Annotated in this window: 19 protein-coding genes, 2 tRNA genes and 1 pseudogene; 2 read left to right on the forward strand and 20 right to left on the reverse strand. The window is 35.0% G+C overall.

Features of this window, described 5'->3' with window-relative positions; all coding sequences use genetic code 11:
• Positions 1 to 343: 343 nt before the first annotated feature.
• The 12 genes from lysS to RRY75_RS05310 all read right to left on the reverse strand — a co-directional run bounded on the left by lysS (position 344) and on the right by RRY75_RS05310 (position 14,111).
• Complete coding sequence (lysS, locus tag RRY75_RS05255) at positions 344 to 1,843, reverse strand: lysine--tRNA ligase (protein ID WP_334309722.1); 1,500 nt, start codon at positions 1,841 to 1,843, stop codon at positions 344 to 346.
• A 32-nt stretch (positions 1,844 to 1,875) separates the two neighbouring features.
• Positions 1,876 to 2,358: a transcription elongation factor GreA gene (gene greA / locus RRY75_RS05260; protein WP_332493108.1), complete on the reverse strand. Its 483-nt coding sequence runs from the start codon at positions 2,356 to 2,358 to the stop codon at positions 1,876 to 1,878.
• 71 nt (positions 2,359 to 2,429) lie between these two features.
• Positions 2,430 to 3,272, reverse strand: coding sequence for a hypothetical protein (locus RRY75_RS05265; protein WP_332527362.1), 843 nt, complete (start codon positions 3,270 to 3,272; stop codon positions 2,430 to 2,432).
• A gap of 62 nt (positions 3,273 to 3,334) precedes the next feature.
• Positions 3,335 to 4,306: a tRNA dihydrouridine synthase DusB gene (gene dusB, locus RRY75_RS05270; RefSeq protein ID WP_332493110.1), complete on the reverse strand. Its 972-nt coding sequence runs from the start codon at positions 4,304 to 4,306 to the stop codon at positions 3,335 to 3,337.
• A gap of 10 nt (positions 4,307 to 4,316) precedes the next feature.
• Positions 4,317 to 5,087 carry a type III pantothenate kinase gene (locus RRY75_RS05275; protein WP_332493111.1) on the reverse strand — a complete coding sequence of 257 codons (771 nt, stop codon included), beginning with the start codon at positions 5,085 to 5,087 and terminating at the stop codon, positions 4,317 to 4,319.
• 10 nt (positions 5,088 to 5,097) lie between these two features.
• Positions 5,098 to 5,535, reverse strand: a complete 438-nt coding sequence (locus tag RRY75_RS05280) for a DUF6145 family protein (RefSeq protein WP_332493112.1) — start codon at positions 5,533 to 5,535, stop codon at positions 5,098 to 5,100.
• A 14-nt stretch (positions 5,536 to 5,549) separates the two neighbouring features.
• Complete coding sequence (locus tag RRY75_RS05285; RefSeq protein WP_332493113.1) at positions 5,550 to 6,335, reverse strand: biotin--[acetyl-CoA-carboxylase] ligase; 786 nt, start codon at positions 6,333 to 6,335, stop codon at positions 5,550 to 5,552.
• An 89-nt stretch (positions 6,336 to 6,424) separates the two neighbouring features.
• Positions 6,425 to 8,398, reverse strand: a complete 1,974-nt coding sequence (ftsH, locus tag RRY75_RS05290; RefSeq protein ID WP_332493114.1) for an ATP-dependent zinc metalloprotease FtsH — start codon at positions 8,396 to 8,398, stop codon at positions 6,425 to 6,427.
• A gap of 34 nt (positions 8,399 to 8,432) precedes the next feature.
• Complete coding sequence (gene hpt / locus RRY75_RS05295) at positions 8,433 to 8,954, reverse strand: hypoxanthine phosphoribosyltransferase (RefSeq protein ID WP_332493115.1); 522 nt, start codon at positions 8,952 to 8,954, stop codon at positions 8,433 to 8,435.
• Positions 8,955 to 8,973: 19 nt separating this feature from the next.
• Positions 8,974 to 10,344, reverse strand: a complete 1,371-nt coding sequence (tilS, locus tag RRY75_RS05300; protein ID WP_332527361.1) for a tRNA lysidine(34) synthetase TilS — start codon at positions 10,342 to 10,344, stop codon at positions 8,974 to 8,976.
• 275 nt (positions 10,345 to 10,619) lie between these two features.
• Entirely contained in the window at positions 10,620 to 12,962 is a 2,343-nt protein-coding gene (locus tag RRY75_RS05305; protein WP_332527360.1) for a SpoIIE family protein phosphatase, read from the reverse strand.
• Positions 12,963 to 13,076: 114 nt separating this feature from the next.
• Positions 13,077 to 14,111, reverse strand: coding sequence for an amidase domain-containing protein (locus RRY75_RS05310; protein ID WP_332493118.1), 1,035 nt, complete (start codon positions 14,109 to 14,111; stop codon positions 13,077 to 13,079).
• A gap of 101 nt (positions 14,112 to 14,212) precedes the next feature.
• Here RRY75_RS05310 and RRY75_RS05315 point away from each other — a divergent pair, with 101 nt between their 5' ends.
• Together RRY75_RS05315 and RRY75_RS05320 are read left to right on the forward strand one after the other, a co-directional pair.
• A complete protein-coding gene (locus RRY75_RS05315) occupies positions 14,213 to 14,953 on the forward strand; it encodes a peptidylprolyl isomerase (protein ID WP_332493119.1) in 741 nt (246 codons plus the stop codon).
• Between the two features lie 322 nt (positions 14,954 to 15,275).
• Positions 15,276 to 15,773 (forward strand): annotated as a pseudogene (locus RRY75_RS05320) (hypothetical protein); the annotation flags it as partial.
• A gap of 16 nt (positions 15,774 to 15,789) precedes the next feature.
• Here the strand turns inward: RRY75_RS05320 and RRY75_RS05325 are convergent.
• The 8 genes from RRY75_RS05325 to RRY75_RS05360 all read right to left on the reverse strand — a co-directional run bounded on the left by RRY75_RS05325 (position 15,790) and on the right by RRY75_RS05360 (position 19,469).
• Positions 15,790 to 15,862: transfer RNA gene (locus RRY75_RS05325), tRNA-Val, on the reverse strand.
• Positions 15,863 to 15,866: 4 nt separating this feature from the next.
• Positions 15,867 to 15,940: transfer RNA gene (locus tag RRY75_RS05330), tRNA-Met, on the reverse strand.
• Between the two features lie 163 nt (positions 15,941 to 16,103).
• Positions 16,104 to 17,522: an MATE family efflux transporter gene (locus RRY75_RS05335; RefSeq protein WP_332493120.1), complete on the reverse strand. Its 1,419-nt coding sequence runs from the start codon at positions 17,520 to 17,522 to the stop codon at positions 16,104 to 16,106.
• Between the two features lie 154 nt (positions 17,523 to 17,676).
• Positions 17,677 to 17,952, reverse strand: a complete 276-nt coding sequence (locus RRY75_RS05340; RefSeq protein ID WP_332493121.1) for an FtsB family cell division protein — start codon at positions 17,950 to 17,952, stop codon at positions 17,677 to 17,679.
• A gap of 60 nt (positions 17,953 to 18,012) precedes the next feature.
• Positions 18,013 to 18,531, reverse strand: a complete 519-nt coding sequence (gene yabQ / locus RRY75_RS05345) for a spore cortex biosynthesis protein YabQ (protein WP_332493122.1) — start codon at positions 18,529 to 18,531, stop codon at positions 18,013 to 18,015.
• 13 nt (positions 18,532 to 18,544) lie between these two features.
• Entirely contained in the window at positions 18,545 to 18,823 is a 279-nt protein-coding gene (gene yabP / locus RRY75_RS05350) for a sporulation protein YabP (RefSeq protein WP_332493123.1), read from the reverse strand.
• Positions 18,824 to 18,889: 66 nt separating this feature from the next.
• Positions 18,890 to 19,129 (reverse strand): RNA-binding S4 domain-containing protein, encoded by a 240-nt coding sequence (locus RRY75_RS05355; RefSeq protein ID WP_332493124.1) that lies wholly within the window; start codon positions 19,127 to 19,129, stop codon positions 18,890 to 18,892.
• 64 nt (positions 19,130 to 19,193) lie between these two features.
• On the reverse strand, positions 19,194 to 19,469 hold the full coding sequence (locus RRY75_RS05360; RefSeq protein WP_332493125.1) for an HU family DNA-binding protein: 276 nt from the start codon (positions 19,467 to 19,469) through the stop codon (positions 19,194 to 19,196).
• Between the last annotated feature and the right edge of the window lie 48 nt (positions 19,470 to 19,517).

Raw genomic sequence — 19,517 nt, forward strand, 5'->3', positions numbered from 1 at the left:
TGAAGATCTTTTCTATCAGCTCATTTTGAAACTAGCTTCATTAGATGAGATTAAGGTGTCCAAACAGTTTATCTCCAAGAGGGCTGTGTCCTACAAAAATATAAAAAGCGAAAAGGGATCACGATTTCAATAGATTTTTAAGACGTGGTAAAAACATTTGCATCCATTAAAAACAGCCTAAAATTTCATAATAAGAAGCTTAGGCTTATTAAAGTGCATCAAAAAACCTAGAAATTCCTATAAAACTTAAATACATAAAGATAAGTCTAAAAATATATGCAAAAAAGAGGTGCCACAAAACTAGTTACCTAGTTTTGCGACACCCCCATCTTTTTCTTATATTTTATTCATTAATTGGTTTCATTGTTGGGAATAATAGTACGTCACGGATTGAATAAGAATCAGTAAGAAGCATTACTAAACGGTCAATACCAATACCTAAACCACCTGTTGGAGGCATACCATATTCAAGCGCTGTAAGGAAATCTTCATCCATCTCAGTTGCTTCATCATCACCAGCTGCACGAAGTTCTTCTTGGTGCATAAAACGTCCTCTTTGATCAATTGGATCATTAAGTTCCGAGAATGCATTTGCATGCTCACGGCCTACGATGAATAACTCAAATCGCTCTGTGTACTCAGGATCTGTAGGTTTACGTTTTGAAAGTGGTGAAATTTCTACAGGATGTTCTGTAATGAACGTTGGTTGGATAAGATGTTCTTCTACATAATGTTCGAAGAATAAGTTAAGAATCTCACCTTTGCCATGACGTTCTTCAAATGCAATGTGATGTTCTTTAGCAACTGCACGTGCTTCTTCAACATCTTTAATTGCTCTAAAATCAACATTTGCATATTGTTTAACTGCATCTACCATTGATAGACGTGCAAATGGTTTTTCAAGGTCAATTGTTACGCCATTGTATTCTACAACAGCAGTGCCTTTAACAGCTACTGCTACGTGTCTGATTAATTCTTCTGTAAGATTCATAATATCTTCGTAGTCAGCATATGCTTGGTAAAGTTCAAGAAGTGTAAACTCTGGGTTATGTCTTACAGACATACCTTCGTTACGGAATACACGACCAATTTCATAAACTCTATCAAATCCACCTACGATTAAACGTTTAAGGTGAAGTTCAAGTGCAATACGCATGTACATATCAATATCTAAGGCATTGTGGTGTGTAATGAATGGACGAGCCGCAGCACCACCTGCAATAGAATGAAGTACTGGTGTTTCAACTTCTAAGAAGCTTTTTTGATCAAGGAAGCTACGGATTTCACGGATAATCATAGAACGTTTAATAAATGCATCTTTTACTTCTGGGTTTACAATAAGATCAAGGTAACGTTGTCTATAACGCACTTCGGTATCTTTTAATCCATGATACTTTTCTGGAAGAATTTGAAGACTCTTCGCTAAAAGGGTCACTTTGTGTGCACGCACAGAAATCTCACCCTTTTGTGTTCTAAATACAAGACCTGTAATCCCTACAAGATCACCCATATCATATTTTTTAAACTCTGCGTAATCTTCTTCACCAAGTTCATCTTTTCTTACATAAGATTGGATACGACCTTGTTGATCTTGGATATGGATGAATGATGCTTTACCCATATCTCTCTTAGCCATAATACGACCAGCGATTGTTACGTCCTTGCCTTCCATTTCATCAAAGTTTGCAATAACATCTTGGCTATGTGCATCTACATCAAACTTTGTAATATGGAATGGATCTTTACCTTTTTCTTGTAAATCTTTTAATTTATCGTGACGCACTTTAATAAGTTCGTTTACATTAATATTTTGCTCTACTGAATTTTGTTCTATTTCTGACAAAATCTTTCCTCCTCCGTGCTTCAACTTAATCTTTAGTTAGTTGATATAGCTAAAATTGTATAACGATCTGTTCCAAACTCTGTTTCAACAACGATTTCGTCTCCTACTTGGCGACTAATAAGTGCTGCACCAACTGGTGACTCATTTGAGATTTTACCATTCACTGGATCTGCTTCTGTAGATCCTACAATAAGATACTCTACATCTTCTTTAAATGTATGGTCATGTAACTTCACTTTATGTCCTGGCTTAACTTTATCAGCCGTTCCTTCATCATCTGCATCAATTACAACAACGTTTTTGAGCATTTTTTCGATTTCAACAATACGAGATTCAATCTCTGCTTGTCTATCTTTTGCTGCATCGTATTCCGCATTTTCAGATAGATCACCTTGTGCTCTAGCTTCTTTTAATTCAATAGCTACGTTATTACGTTCAACTGTTTTGAGATTTTCAAGTTCTTTTTCTAAAGCTTTAATCCCCTCATATGTGAGTAATATTTGTTTCTCTGCCATTTTAAAATACTCCCTTTCTAAAGCGCATTCAACTATTAATTTTAAAATTATAACCCACTCTAAGCTAGATGTCAACTTATGCGCCTAGTGTGCACACCTATTATGCCTATGTTTAGATTTTTAAATTCACGTTTTAAAGTACGATCTGCGAAGCCTTGTACCTTCAATATCATGTGTAAAATTGCAAGTTCCGTCAATTGACCTTCCCATACTATATCAAAATCATACCATATGCTAGGGAGTGTACCTCTTAGTTGATCCATGTGTCTTTCAACCTTATTTTTATAATCAATATAAATGGCCTTTGGACTGCACCACTTTGCATATACACCTTTTAATTTCAAGTCAAATATAATATTCATCTTATTTAATAAGGCTTCATTTGGCTTAACCACCCTTACCTTTAATCTTTTCTTTTGATGTAAAGCAAGCACAACCTCTTTATAAGTTAAAGGTTGTTCTGCAAACAAAGTTAGGTCTGTTATATCATCCATTACACTTCTTATTACGTCAAGTGTCTCTCCCATGTCACCGGCAATAATACCTATCTTAGCATTCAGCATATTTTCAGGGATGAGTTTATACTTTGCTATATATTTTAGTATATAATAGGAAGTTAAAGGTAAAAGTTCTTGTCCACCCATTGTACAAATTTCTTCAAATGGATGACTTGCCTTATCTATTCCCTGGATATAGGCATATTCCACATCTCTTTCTAAAAGTTGGTTTTCTAAGTGATTCCAGTTTTTGGGTGTGAATTGTTGGTAGGAACATTCTACTATAACTTTAAAGCTTTCTACTGCTCCATACCATATGGAGTCAATGGTTATTTTGGGATATAATCCTTTAAACAGCCTATCTTTAGATACTATTATATTATTCTCATTAAAATATATACATGCAAATTTACGCATCTCTTGTCCCCCTAGAAACTTTTACTCATATGTATTCTCTAAGGACATTTATTAGACCATTTTTAACGATTTTTTAGTTCTTCACTTAGCTCATCTAATAAATATTTTATATCATCTAAAGTCTCTACTTTTGTTAAGTGTCTTCTAAATTCTGTCGCACCATGAAGCCCTTTTACATAAGCTGTTAGATGGCTTCTCATCTCTCTAATCCCAATAAAGTCACCTTTGTGTGCGCTTAACATCTCAGCATGTCTTAGAATAATTGGAATACGTTCTTCTAGTGTTGGCTCTGGTAGCACTTCGCCTGTTTGTAAGTAATGCACGATACGTTTGAATATCCAAGGGTTACCTTGTGCTGCACGTCCAATCAAGACAGCATCGCAACCTGTTTGCTCCATCATACGCTTAGCATCTTCTGGTGTACGAATATCTCCATTCCCGACTACAGGGATTTGAATAGATTCTTTAACCCTTTTAATAATATCCCAATCTGCTTCTCCACTATAAAATTGCTCTCTTGTGCGCCCATGAATAGTCAACAGACTCGCACCTGCTTGTTCAATAATCTTGGCTACTTCTATAGCATTAATAGAGTCATCATCGAACCCTTTTCTAATCTTAATAGTGAGTGGCTTATCAATAGCATGTGCTACTGCATAGACAATCTCACCAACGAGTTCTGGATTTTTGAGTAGGGCAGAGCCTTCTCCATTTTTAGTAATTTTAGGTGCTGGACACCCCATATTAATATCTATGAAGTCCACATCACTTTCGCAGACTATCTTAGCCATATCACTTAATATCTTTGGATCACTTCCAAAGAGTTGTGCACCTACTGGATGTTCTTGCTCCTCTACACTTAGAAGGAGTTTTGACCTCTCACTATCATAGAACAAACCTTTTGCACTTACCATTTCTGTATAAACCATTCCTGCACCAAACTCTTTACAAATGAGCCTAAACGGTAAATCTGTAATGCCTGCCATCGGTGCTAGAAACACATCATTTGGTGTTACTACATTTTTAAATTTCAATTAAATCATCCTATCTATTCTTTTTGTAAATTATATTAAGTCCTTTTAATGTCAATAAGCCATCATAATAGTCAATAGCATCTGTACCATCTTGAATAATCTTTGCATAGCCACCCGTTGCAATAACCTTCATATCAGGTGCTTGTAATTCTTTTTTCACTTGCTTCACAATATATTCTACTTGTCCAATATATCCATATACAAGCCCTGTTTGCATACTGGTAATCGTATTTTTTGCGTCCAATATATTTTTTGTTTTTTTGATTTCTATATGAGGAAGTTGTGCCGCCCTATGCCACATAGCATCTGCACAAATGCGTATTCCCGGAGATGTAATAGCAGCTATCAGCTCTCCTTTATCATTAACCACATCATAAGTGGTAGCTGTACCAAAATCAATGGCAATACATGGTCCACCTATTTTTTCATAGGCAGCAACACAGTTTGCAATTCTATCTGCACCCATTTCTCTTGGATTATCTGTTCGAATAGCCAACCCTGTTTTAAGGCCTGGCCCTACAATCATCGGTTTTAAATTGAAATAACGTTTAATACTATTGGTTAAAGAGTACATGATATCTGGCACAACAGATGCAAGAATTACATCTTTGACATCTTTCACTTGAATACCCTTTTGTTGCAACATCCCTGTAATGGTTACACCATATTCATCTGATGTTCTAGGTACTTGCGTTGTAAGCCTAAAGCTTGTAAGCAACTTATCACCTTCCATGATACCAAGTACAATATTAGTATTCCCCACATCCATCACTAAAAGCATAGATTTCCTCCTAGTCTAATAACGCTTGTGCAAAGACTTTTCCTTCTAAACCATATTTTTTCTCAATTATTTCTAGTAATTCTTCACCTGATTTACCTTGAGTTTGGAGAAGAACAATCTCTTTTACGATTTGTCCCTTTTCGCTGCGGTAAATCATATACCATAGTTGTAGAGACTTGAGTAATTCTGCTTTTTCTTGTTGTAACTTTTTGATTTCTAATGCTGCACCTATTTCGTCTATAAATATGTCTGCATCTGCTGTTTGTTCAATAAAGATTTGACCTTCTTCGTTAAATCCTACAGAGATAATGGCATTCACCTTCTCTGCAATGGCTGCAATAGCTTCTGTTAATTCTTCTTTGATTTCACTTGGAATGTCATTAAAGTTTGGTTCAAAATAATATTTATGATTATAAGGTGATACACTAAGTATAATTTGTTTTTCCATTTTCAAGCTCCTTTTTATATATAGCCATACAGGCCTCTTACTGAAACCTCTCCAGCTAAAATGTATTCATATACTCCATCTGAGTTTTCAACTACCAGTCTACCTTCTACATCAATATCTTTAACAACACCTGTAAAACTGTAGGTACTGCCTAGTATTTGCACCTCTTGATTCATATTCATACATCTTGTCTTATAGGTCTTAAGAATAGGTTCTAAAGATAAGACTTCCTTATACAGTATATAATAACCTTCTAAATGTTCAAGTAAACACTTGATAATAGTTTCTCTCACGTAAGTTTCTTTACCTTCTAAATATAATGAAGTTGCATAAGGTAAGTCATCAGGAAATTTTTTACTATTAACATTAATCCCTACGCCTATAATAACGGCTGTTTCATCTCCCACTTTTACAAGCTCACATAAAATACCACATACTTTCTTGCCATTTACAACAAGGTCATTTGGCCACTTAATCATAGTGTCAAGTCCTGTTACATCCCTAAGCACTTCGCATATAGCCAGACCCGCCAAAAGTGTAATCTGAGGTATTTTATCCATTGAAATGGCTGGCTTAACAAGAATGCTCATCCATATTCCATCTTCTTTAGGCGATTCCCACACTTTTCCCTGTCTTCCCTTACCTTTTGTCTGTTGGTCTGCAATGACTACACTACCCTCTTTTGCCCCTTCTTTTGCCCATACTTTTAATCTTGTATTCGTAGAATCTGTCTCTTCATAGTAAGCTATTTCTTTTCCTAGCCATACTGTATCGCATGCTTTGATTCTCTTAATCTCCATCTTTTGTCTCCCACACATTTTTTCTAAGCTCTATTATAACATAAGTTTTGTTTATAAAAAAAGCTTAGGACTAAGTCCTAAGCTTTTTATTAAATCTCTTCCTGATCTGACTCTTCTATCTCTGTATAACTTGCTTCATCTAGCTTAGTTTCTTCATCAAAGAAAGCTTTTGTCTCTTTTTCTGCTTCTTCAAAGTTAAAGATACTTTGTTCATCAGCTTTTTCCATGTTGATTTCTTCACCACGCATAATTTTTCTAAATTCATGACCTGTGATTTTTTCTTTAATCATAAGAATTTCAGCAGCTCTATTTAAGATATCAATATGCTCAGTAAGCAATTGTTTAGCTTTTTCATAAGCATCTTCTACGATTGTACGAATATGGTGGTCAATAGCTGTTGCTACATCTTCACTATAGTTACGTTGATGTGAGAAGTCACGTCCTAAGAACACTTCTTCTTGCTCATCTCCAAATTTAATTGGACCAAGCTCACTCATACCGTATTTCGTTACCATATCACGTGCAATTTGTGTAGCACGCTCAATATCGTTAGATGCACCTGTTGTAATATCACCAAAAGTAATAGCCTCTGCTGCACGACCTCCTAATAGAGATACGATTTCATCTAACATAGAAGCTTTTGTTCTATAGAGTCTATCTTCTCTAGGAAGTGGCATTGTATAGCCACCTGCAAAACCAGTTGGAATAATAGATACACTGTGTACTGGATCAATATCTTCTAATAACTCATGGATCAGTGCATGCCCAACCTCATGGAATGCAGTAATGCGTTTTTCTTTTTCTGTAACAACATGACTTTTCTTTTCTGTACCAACTGCAATTTTGATAAATGCCTTTTGTACTTCTTCCATATCGATAGCACGTTTATTATGACGTGCTGTAAGTAATGCTGCTTCATTCATTAAGTTAGCAAGATCCGCACCCGTAAACCCTGGTGTTGTACGTGCTACAACTTTAAGATCAATATCCTCATTGAGTGGTTTACCTTTCGCGTGAACTTTAAGAATTGCTTCACGTCCTTTAACGTCTGGTCTACCCACTACCACTTGTCTATCAAAACGACCTGGACGAAGAAGTGCTGGGTCAAGAATGTCTGCACGGTTAGTTGCAGCAATAATAATAACCCCTTCATTCACACCAAATCCATCCATCTCAACAAGTAATTGGTTTAATGTTTGTTCTCTTTCATCATGTCCGCCACCAAGACCTGCGCCACGTTTTCTACCTACTGCATCAATTTCATCGATGAATACAATAGCTGGTGCATTCTTTTTAGCTTGCTCAAATAAGTCACGTACACGTGATGCTCCAACCCCAACAAACATTTCTACGAAGTCAGAACCTGAAATGCTAAAGAATGGTACTTGTGCTTCACCGGCTACTGCTTTAGCAAGAAGTGTTTTACCTGTTCCTGGAGGTCCTACAAGTAATATACCTTTTGGTATTTTAGCACCAATTTCAGTATACTTTCTAGGATTTTTAAGGAAGTCAACAAGTTCAGAAACCTCTTCTTTTTCTTCATCTAATCCAGCAACATCTTTAAATGTAGTGGACCCTTTATCATCTACAGTCATCTTTGCTTTGCTCTTACCAAATGACATCACGCCACGGCCACCGCCGCCACCGCCACCTTGCATTTGTTGCATAAAGAATACCATAATGAAGATAAACATACCAACTGTAATCACAATTTGGAAGATTGGCCAGAACATACTTTGTTGTTGTACATAGCTATCAATTTTCATATTACTAATAACTTCAGTTGGCAATGTTCTTAAGTACTGCGCAAATTCACTTTGGACTACTGGAAGAGTGGACTCCTCTTCTGAACCTTTAAGTGTGAAGCTTACATAAGCTATATCATCACCTGATAGTCTAATATCTAATTTATCTACATTACCAGTTGATAAGTTAGTCATTAATTGACCTAGTGATAATTGCTCTTTAGGCGCAAAATTTTGGTTTGCTCCAAATAATATCGCAACGAGAAGTATGCCTACAACAATAAGGTATAGCATACCACCTTTCATTTTACCTTTCATTTTTCACTCCTCCTTCCTGGGTTAAACCCGGCGCTTATTCTCCTTTGTTGATTGCAATGTAAGGAAGGTTTCTATAAAGTTGATGATAATCAAGACCGTAACCTATAACAAAGCTATCTGGTATGGTAAACCCAACATAGTCTACCTCTACATCTACTACACGTTGATCAGGTTTATCTAATAAAGTACAGATTTTAATACTACTTGGGTTTCTACCCTCTAAGACATTTTTCAAATAACTAAGTGTACGACCTGAATCAATAATATCTTCTACAATTAATACATCTTTGCCATCAATTGGCTCATCTAAATCCTTGATAATCTTTACAATGCCTGAGCTTTTATACTCATCCCCATAACTAGATACTGCCATGAATTCCATCTTCATCGGTACAGTAACACGCTTTGCAAGGTCAGTCATAAACATAACGCCGCCTTTAAGCACACAAAGCATTATGATTTCTTTCCCTTCATAATCTTTTGATATTTGCGCTCCTAATTCCTCTATTCTTCTTTGAAGATCCTGTTCTGCTATGAGCGTTTCTAATTTCAACATAATCCCTCCTGAGCTTTTGCTATTTAATAACTTTGATTTCTAGTATATTTTTAGTCAGATCCGTGACAAAATACTGAGTATTTAGTCTAGAATCTATAACCCATACGACCTCTTGTCTATCCGCTATAATAGGATACGAGTCTCTTAGATACTGTGGAATTTTTTCATCAATGTAAAATTTCTTCAGTTTTTTAGACCCATTTTTTAAAACGATGTAGTCGTTTACTTGCCTTGTACGCAAGCATAGTCTGTCTTTTATTTTATCATAATCAATATATTTAGTATACATATTTTGTTGGGTTTGTTCAAATGTTTTCCGCCCTACAAGTTCTAGATGAATGATACTATCTAAATCCTCTATCTTATTTATACCCATTTGTAGGGGATACTCATAATTAGAAATTCCTCCCTTAATTTGATAAGCAATAATAGCCTTTTCATAATTCTTATATGCTACTAATTGATTAGGCAAAGTTATTTTTTTTCCATTTTGCATATGCAGTAAAGCAATCAATTGCTCAACATGTTTTAAACTTATATCTTTACTATGCCCCATTAAAATAGATACACACTTAAAAAGAATTCTCTTTTGAATGTAAATTTTTTCTTTTAAAAGGCGTTGAATGTCTACCTCTACTTGTTGGATGCCTAGTTGGATTATTTGATTAAAAATGCTCTCTACATAACTCGCTAAAAATTCTTCCTGCTCTTGATAAATCTGACTATGTTCAAATAAATTTTCCACAATATTAGGATTAATCTTGTGTTGAATGTACGGGATACATTCTAGTCTTACTTTGTTACGCGTATAAATCGTCTCATAATTAGTATAGTCATTTTTATACTCTATGCTATTTATTTTGCAGTATTGCTCAATTTCTTGTCTTGTTAAGCATAAAATGGGTCGAATGATATTGCTTCTCTTAGGCATAATACCACCAAGCCCTTTAATGTCCGTACCTCTTAGAAACCGCATAATAAGCGTTTCTGCTTGATCATTAGTATTGTGTGCTGTAGCAATTTTATCATTTTGATTTGTTAAAGATATAAAGAAATTGTATCTTTCTAACCTTCCAACTTCTTCCTCACTCATTTTCTTTTCTTTTGCTAACACTTTTACATCACAATGATGAATATAACAAGGTATGTCCCACGCTCTCGCTATCCTTTCAACATAGTCTCTATCTTCATCTGCTTCTTGCCTTATTCCATGATGTATATGTGCTACCTTTAAGTTAATATGATAATACGCTTTATAACGATTTAAAAAGTACAAAAGCATCATAGAGTCTGCACCACCGGATACACCAACAACCACTGTATCACCTGGACTCAAGAGCTTTTTTTCTTCAATGTAGCGTTTAACCTTTTCTTCTATTTTATTAACCATATTTCTTCCTCTTTTGATTTCGCCTTTGATTTTACTTTTTATGTGTATTACACCATATGTGAAATCAAAATACAATAAAAAAAGGCATATTTAGCATACACCTTAAAATTTCAATACAATTCCTATAGTGCTCACCAAAATGAGTAGCTCTATACTTCCAAAGAAAAAGCTATCTATCCATTTTATACAATTTTTCTACTCATATTCCCTCCTACTAAACACTTGTGTTTAAAGTATGCCATAATACTAGGGAAATATTCATATTCACTCACATTTTAGTGTTCTTTCCAAACGCGTGCCACTACAATCGTCATATCATCTCCTGATTTAACACCTAATAAGGATTTGCTTTTACTCATTAGATAATCTGCCATATATTGAGGTGCTTGTCCCTTACATTCCAAAATAAAGTGTTTAAATGTTTTTTCATTGCCCACTATATCGCCTGACGCTTCTAACATACCATCACTAATCATAATGATCATATCCCCTTCATGTAGCTGCACTTGCTTGACCTCTAAATCCACCTCTTTAACAATTCCTATCGGCAGACTGTTCATTCTAATAGGTACAACTTCACCATTATGCAAAATAAAACTTGTTGCAGCACCTGCCTTGAGAAACTCTGCAACACCTGTCTTTCTATCAACAAGTGTAATATCAATAGTAGAAAAGACTTCATCGTCATCATTCAAAATAAGTGCTGAATTAATCATTCTCACCGCCAAATCTCTTCTAAAACCTGACTCCATGAAATCTTCTAGCATTTCTATTGTTGCAGCACTTTCATCATAAGCGACTCTTCCACTTCCCATACCGTCTGCTAAAGCAAGTAAGTATTGGTCATCTCCCACTTCCATAAAGGTATAGACATCTCCACTTATTTCTTCTTTTGCGCAGATTGCATAGCCAGCCGTTACCCTATATGTATTTTTTATTTTCCATTTATACTCATAAGTTTCTTTGCCACTTACCATGCTTTCTAGAGACACTTTATAGCCTAATAGTTCATCTATTATTTCTGCCATAACATCTGCATACTGTATATCCTGTTCACTTGTATAAATTTCTATAGAATGTATTTTCCCTTTATTCTCAAGCACCATCACATCTCTTAGTTGAATACCTTTCGCAAGTAGGGCTTCCTTTAAAAGACTCTCTTCTTCTTTATTAAAGTAGATTTCTTTTTCTATTTCTTGTACCAAACCATCTAATGTGGTTGAAACCGCTTTAAGTTGCTCGGCTAGGAGTGCTCTATTTTCTATAAATTTATTTTGCCACATCATGTTTTGCCTAAGCATGTCCATCTTAAAACTCATAACATAAGCAAAATTAGCTGCATTAGGGCAATGTTCCTTAAAAAGTGGTGGAATACTTGCTTCTGTAATAAACCCTTTTTCTTTAAAAGCATCTATCATTTCATACGCATGCATATAGGTCGTCTTCAAATCTTGTACCCAACAAAAATGTTTCATAGAACAATCTATACAAAGTTTCTCACCAGTATCTTCTATAATATTTTTAATGTCCTTAGGTGCAAACTCCATCTTTTTAGTATGTATCTTTTGAAAACTATTACCCAATTGTTCGAATCCTCTTATAATATGTTTAAGCCTATTAGTCATAATACGTTGTATACGCTGTAAATGTAATTGCTCGTCATACTCTTTGCTCTTTTCTAAGAACCATCCTGAAATACCAAAGTAAGACTTAGGAATAATAAAACTAATCAATCCACTAATAACATAAGCGCCTATTAAACTCCACTCCATGTTTCCGCCATTAAACATGGAAAAGCCTACTAGTTGTCCAATCAATCCACCTAGTATGACACCCCATCTACCCGTTGGCAAAAAAATTCCACCTACTAATCCACTTAATGCATAGATACCTACAAAATTAGGTGAAACATATCCAATTACTACAAGCAAACTACTTATTACAATCCCCATAGTAACCCCTATATTAATACCGCCCAAATAAGTCACGCCTATGAGTACAATATAGGTAAGTATATCTCTAAAATAAATCTCCTTACACAAAGGAACTGTCATATAAAAGTCAACCGTTCCCGCCACTGCTAATGCAAACATCAGAATAATGCTAATGCTTTCTTTACCAGTCAACGGGGTCTGCCTATATTGCAAGACCACATCGGTTCCACAAGCAAAAATATACATTAAAGCGCCTCCCACCAATGCTTCTACAATACAAATCGCAAAAGTATATGGGTTTATGCCTTGTATGAATGCACTCAACAAATCTACAGCTAAAATACTCACTGTAGTACTTATAAGTTGGTTTTTCAACGTACACTCCTTGCCATTAAACTCTAACCATTTACGCCCAAGACTTATTAAGACAATCATCAACACATACTTAAGTGTTCCTACGTTAAATTGCATCAACGAAAAAATCCCTACTATTGCAAAGGGTACTGTCCATTTTCGTATTTCTTGTTTTTCATACAAACTTCCTATATAGGCAATGCCTACTGTATAAAAACATTCATAAAATCCGACGCGGGCAAAAGCAAAAGACATTAAAACCAATAAAATTTCTGGTATTTTCACCTTTAAAGCAGCTACATTCTTTTCCTTTGTATTTACACTACTCATTTATCTCCCCCCTACACAATGTCCATTATAGAAGAGCATATTTGAAATATTTGTAAATAACTAGTATAGAGTACAAAAAAGTTTTAGACAAATTCAGCTAACCATCTAACACATTTAGGAGTTATATCCTAAAATATTATAGTATAATCTTGTTTTAGGTTTTGAGCTAAGAGGAATGTTGTAACCTCTTATCCCACCCTCTACCGAATGTTGGGCTACCAATACCTCTTTTGTCAGACTACTATCATTTTCATCTTTAATAATTTGTATAACAATCATACTATGCGTAGTCTTTTCCAAATCACCGAGTTGTACAATATCTCCTATTTGCAAACTTTCAAGTGTGCCAAGCTTCGCTACTAATCCAAACCCTGTATTGCTTATCATATAATCTTTAAGTGCGCTCGCACTTGTAAAACTAGGTGTCCGATAATAATCTGAGTACCAATACCACTTTTCACTTACATACTTACCTTGATGGTCAAAAGGTATTTCACCTGCGAATAAGCACTGTGAAATAAAATTCGTACAATCTCCGCCATATTCCTCATAGTTTTTCCATTCCTGTGTATTAGGTGTTAATGCATATTTCTTTGCATAGGCAACAGCTTTCTCCCTCATATATTGACCTTTAGGTTGCACCTTTTCTTCTCTACTAGCTAAAATCCATCTCTTTCTCCTCTTAGTTTTACGCTTAACGCCTTTTACCTTATCTTTTTCACTATTTATTGGTGCTTTAAATTCACTAAGATACCGATCTTCTTCTATTCGCCATACACTACCTTCTTTTACTAGCACAAAAAAGTGCTCCAAGTTTTTCATTATAGTAAGTGTATCTATTCCTTTGTATTTTATTTTCAAATCTACACCTACATGCACCTGACATTGCTTACCTATATTATGGATCATCCTCCATTTAACATCCACTTCTGGGTCATCAAACATCAAATGGCTGCCTACTTGCGCATAACACGCTATTTCATTTTTTAAAGCTACTTCTTCTTGAATAAAACTGTAATTCCCCTTTAAGTTATAAGCAAAATAATCTTTATATAGATATGGATTATACTGTTGATTGCCTAACATTTTATAGTGTATTTCCATATACTTTGTAATGGTCTCTTTAACTTGTTCTACTTCTTCTTTCATTTTTCCACCCCCTTAATATCTTATACAAGTGAAATATACTTTATGACCTCCTTTGTTTTATGGTACAATACAAACATACTACTTATTTAAAGGAGATTATTATGGAAAACAAAGTTATTGCTATTGTTGATGGTCGTGAAATTAATGAAAGTCATCTTGTGAGTCTTGTACACAGTTTAGGACAAAACGCAGCAAGATTTGCATCAGAAGATGGGCGTCAAAAACTTATTGAAGAACTTGTTACTCAAGAGCTCTTTTACTCAGATGCTATGGAAAATGGTTTAAATAAAGATGAAGAATTTATCACTGCAGCTGAAAATATGTACAGCAACCTTTTAAAACAATATGCGCTTAGCAAATTATTAGGTACAGTATCTGTTTCAGATGAAGAAGCTTTAGAATACTTCAACAACCACAAAGATACTTTCCGCGCTGCAGCAACTGCTCGTGCACAACACATTTTAGTAGATTCTAAAGAAAAAGCTGAAGAAATCTTAGCTGAAATCAATGCTGGTCTTACTTTTGAAGATGCTGCTAAACAATACTCAAGCTGTCCTTCTAGCGAACGTGGCGGAGATCTTGGCGAGTTTGGTAGAGGTCAAATGGTTCCTGAATTCGAAAATGCTGTTTTTAGCATGGAAGTAGATGAAGTAAGTGCACCCGTTCAAACTCAATTCGGTTACCACATCATCAAGCTTGTTTCAATCAACAGCGGTGCTGAACCTGAATTTGAAGCAACTAAAGATCAAGTAAAACAATTCTTAATGTCAGCAAAACACAATGACATCTATACTGCAAAACAAGCTGAACTTAAAGCAAAATACACAGTAGAAATGAAATAATAACAACAATCAAAAGGAACAGCGCTTAGGTCTGTTCCTTTTTTATTGTCCAAATCAGCTTTACTTATTCTTTTGAACGAGTATACCTACTATTCCAGATGGTAACACTAAAAAAAATCAATGGAATAATTGAGGCAAAATAACAATGAATACAGCTACACCATTTACCTATTGAAAGTGTCTCACGCATTATAAGAGAAGGGTTAGACCATGGGCTTTACACCCGTGGTTCAGGTGGTAACTATCCAAGAAATGTAGCTATGTCCCCTCTATCTGGCTTATGTCCCGAGGAGCCCTTTAACTTAGTCCCCTAGGCGGTGGATTAGGCAAGAATCCAAAATGCGGACTACTCTATCCTCACCTCATACCCGCGTCTCATGTAATCTATGCTATAGAGGCCTTACTCCAACTCTTTCAAACAGAAGGTAACTATGAAAATCATTCAAAGGCTCGTGTTCGTTATATGATTGATCAATTAGGCGAAGAAGGTTTTATGACTGCTTATACCCATTATTCCAATACACTAAAGCAAAATCCTGAACTAGAACTTTTTCCACCTATTTCTATACAATCTACTCACCACTGGACATCTACATTTACTCACCTCCGCCTTTTCAGTGAAAAAGAACCTGGTCACTACAGCGTTTACTACCAACCCACTGGTGGCCACTTACCTCTAGATAAGTTATCCGCTATCCTTAATCTGCTCTATGCTATGCCTCATGTTCAAGTACGCCTTAACAACATTAAAGCGTTACCTCCCTATTTAATTCTTCTTCATTGCACACGAAAAAGGTCAGGTTATGAAATCATAACCTGACCTTTTAAAAATAAAATGGTCGCTATAGGGCTCGAACCTATGACCCCCTGCTTGTAAGGCAGGTGCTCTCCCAGCTGAGCTAAGCGACCAAAGTAGCGGAAGACGGATTTGAACCGCCGACACCATGGGTATGAACCATGTGCTCTAGCCAACTGAGCTATTCCGCCATATTCTATTGTTTTGAGGCTTGTCCTCAAGTACTTCTATAGTATATCCTATTACTTGTCATAATGCAAGTAGTTTCTCAACTTTTTTTAGATTTTTACAGTTTTTACTTTATAAAACAGACCTACACACTTCTACGAGAGAGTATGTAGGTCTGTTTTACTTTTATTCTAGGTTTTTAAACGTTTTCTTATAGAAAATCCCAAAACAAATAAGGGTTGTTAAGCCCGCTAGAATATCTGCTACTGGCTCTGCCATAAATACACCTGCTAATTGATTTTCCATCAAGAGTGGTAATATAAATACAAGAGGGATTAATAAAATAATTTTTCTAAGGAGTGCTAAGAACAATGAAATTTTAGCTTGCCCCAATGCTAAGAACGTTTGTTGGCAAGCTGTCTGTGCACCCATCATAAATAGTCCAGCAAAGAAGATTCTCATACTCCAAGTAGTCATATCCATAACCTCTGGTGTGCTGTTGAAAAGTTTTACTAGAATCTCTGGCACAAACATAATAAGAAGCCACATCAATCCTGTAAAAGCTAAACAGCTTGCAAGCGTTAACTTGAAGGTTTTCTTTACCCTATCAAACTGCTTTGCACCATAGTTATAACTAATAATAGGTTGAGCACCTTGTGTTAACCCAAACATTGGAAGACTTACAATTTGCATAATACTTCCCATAATAGTCATAGAACCAATAGCCAAGTTACCTACACCATCACCTAATAGATTTCCATATGTAAGTAACTGATTATTTAAGCTAATAAGCACTAAGCTTTCTGTAGATTGCATAATAAAAGGTGAAATACCTAAAGACATAATTTTAAGTCCTACAGACATATTAGGTACTAAGTATTCTTTTCTTATCTTAATTGTACTTTTTTTTCCTACTAATTCATTTAATAAGGTATTTTTAAATTGTTTTTCTTTCCCAAAAAAGAAGTAGATGACCCATAAAGCTGACACACATTGTGCTAAAATAGTGGCTAATGCAGCTCCCTGTACACCCATTCCAAATCCAAAGATGAAAATAGGGTCTAAAACAATATTGATAACAGCTCCTAGCAGAACCGTACACATACCAATTTTCGCGAAACCTTGTGTGTTAATAAAAGAGTTCATACCAAGCGCTAGCTGTACTGCAATTGTTCCTATTAAGTAAATAGTTAAATACTGTGTTGCATAACCAATAGTCGCTTCACTCGCTCCAAATGCCCATAAAATAGGCTCTTGAAACATAAGTAATACAGCCATCAATAAAGCACCTACTATAATCAGCATAGAAAAGCTTGTGGTCATAATTTGTTCTGCACCATCTTTATTTTTTTCACCTAGCTTAATAGCTACAAGTGGTGCTCCCCCCATACCTACAAGGGCGCTAAATGCAGATACAATAATAATAACTGGGAATGCTATCCCTACCCCTGCCATAGCATTACTATCTGGAAGTCTACCAATATACATTCTATCTACAATGTTATAGAGTACATTGACAAGTTGTGCAATAATCGCAGGCAATGCAAGTTTAAAGAGTAGTCCTCCAACATTATCTTTACCTAAATCTGTTGTTTTTTGTTTCACTTTATACACTCCTTTCAAATCTCGTTTTTACTTCGTTGTATCTCAATCTATTATAATACAACATTATGAGAAAAATATAAACCTCTAACCCCTACTTCTATGATTAAAACAGCAAAAAGACCGTTATAGTCCAATTGACCTATAACAGTCTTTTTTACTTTTCCTTAAAAACAATATCATCTTTTTTTACCATACCCAGTTTATCTCTAGCAATACGCTCAATATACTCTAAAGAATTCATATTCTCCTTTTCTTGATTGAGTGCATCTAATACATTTTTTTCTTGTTCGAGCTTTTTATTTGCTTCAATAAGTTGTCCATCCAATTTGCCTATTACTTTATTAAGTTCTACTGTTCGTACGCCTAAATAAAGTAATAAGCTTACGCAAGTCACAAATGTTATACGCCATATTATTTTCTTATTCTTCATGTGTATCCCACCTACTTTATTCTTTCATTCTATCTTAATATTTTTAGCAGGTGTTGTAAATCATTTTGTATGCTTATATTTTACTCCACTCTTAATATCAGCCTTTTTAAAATAAATTTGGCGCTGTACTTTTTTCATCTTCAATTTACGGCGTTTATTCATTTGTCTCATAAGCCCCCTAAACATTCTAAGAGGAATTTTAACAATATTAATAATCCAAAGAATAGGGATACTCAAAATATGTATTAAGGTTCTTATTATATGTTTAATAAACTCTATCATCCAGGTGGCAAATTTCATAAAAACAATACTGAAAGTACAAAAGTAGAATATGCCACCTAGAATAATACCTATAAAGACAAAGAATCTAATTTGACCATAGTTATGCATGTACAAAATGGCAAACCCTATTAAGGCACAACAGATCCAATATGCGGTGTCTTCTACTTGTACGCTCCAGTCAGAATGAGGAATAATCTTTCTAAAGATTCTTACAAGGTCATAAAGCATTCCCATAATAATACCTATAATGATACAGGTTAAAAACAAACCACTCTGTGTATTTACTACTTGATTCATATGCATCTACCTACTACTTGAACAACTTAGCTAGCAATGAACCTTTTTTGCTAGAACTATTTTGTTCTTGATAAATTAATGCTGATACATGACCTTCTACAATAAGTTCTCCACTATCTAAATTCATCTTAACAATATGTAAGTCGTCACCTTCTATATCCAAATACCCTTGTGATGTTTCAAGCTCTATAACTTTCTCATCAAATGCAAATACATCTGTTACACCCGTCATATTCAGCCTGGCTTGGTCTAACAGAGTTAAAGTATGCTTTTTAGCCAGTTTTTCCTCCATAAAAAAATCCACCCCTTTACAAATAAGTTCTTACTACTTATTTATATTGAGGTGGACTCATTTTTATTACAACATGCGGTATAAGGATTCCGTATCTTCTTTTTTCACATGCTCTTTAATATCTAGCACTTCATATTTAAGAAGTTTTTCACCAAATTGAATTTGAATGATGTCTCCTACGCTTACATTAGTAGATGCTTTTGCCACTTTCTCGTTGATACTTACACGACCTTGGTCACAAGCTTCTTGAGCAATTGTACGTCTTTTAATAATACGTGTAAGTTTTAAATACTTATCAATTCTCATCTTCATTACCTCCCGCAAAGATAAAAAGAACCTACACAAAAGTGTAGATTCTCCTATCATGTTATTATTGGTTTACAGCATCTTTTAAAGCTTTACCAGCTTTAAATTTAGGAGCTTTTCCACCAGGAATTTGGATTTCTTCGTTTGTTTTTGGATTTCTACCAACGCGTGGTTTTCTTTCTGTAACTTCGAATGTACCAAATCCTACTAATTGAACTTTACCGTCGTTTGTAAGTTCTTCCATAACCGCATCTTCAAAAGCTTTTAATGCTTTTTCAGCGTCTTTTTTGCTAATTTCTGCTTTTACAGCCATAGCTGCTACTAATTCAGATTTGTTCATAATGAGTTCCTCCTCTATTCATGCATATACATGGATATTATGTATTGA

This window comes from Niameybacter sp. (assembly GCF_036655075.1).
Classification (GTDB): domain Bacteria; phylum Bacillota; class Clostridia; order Lachnospirales; family Cellulosilyticaceae; genus Holtiella.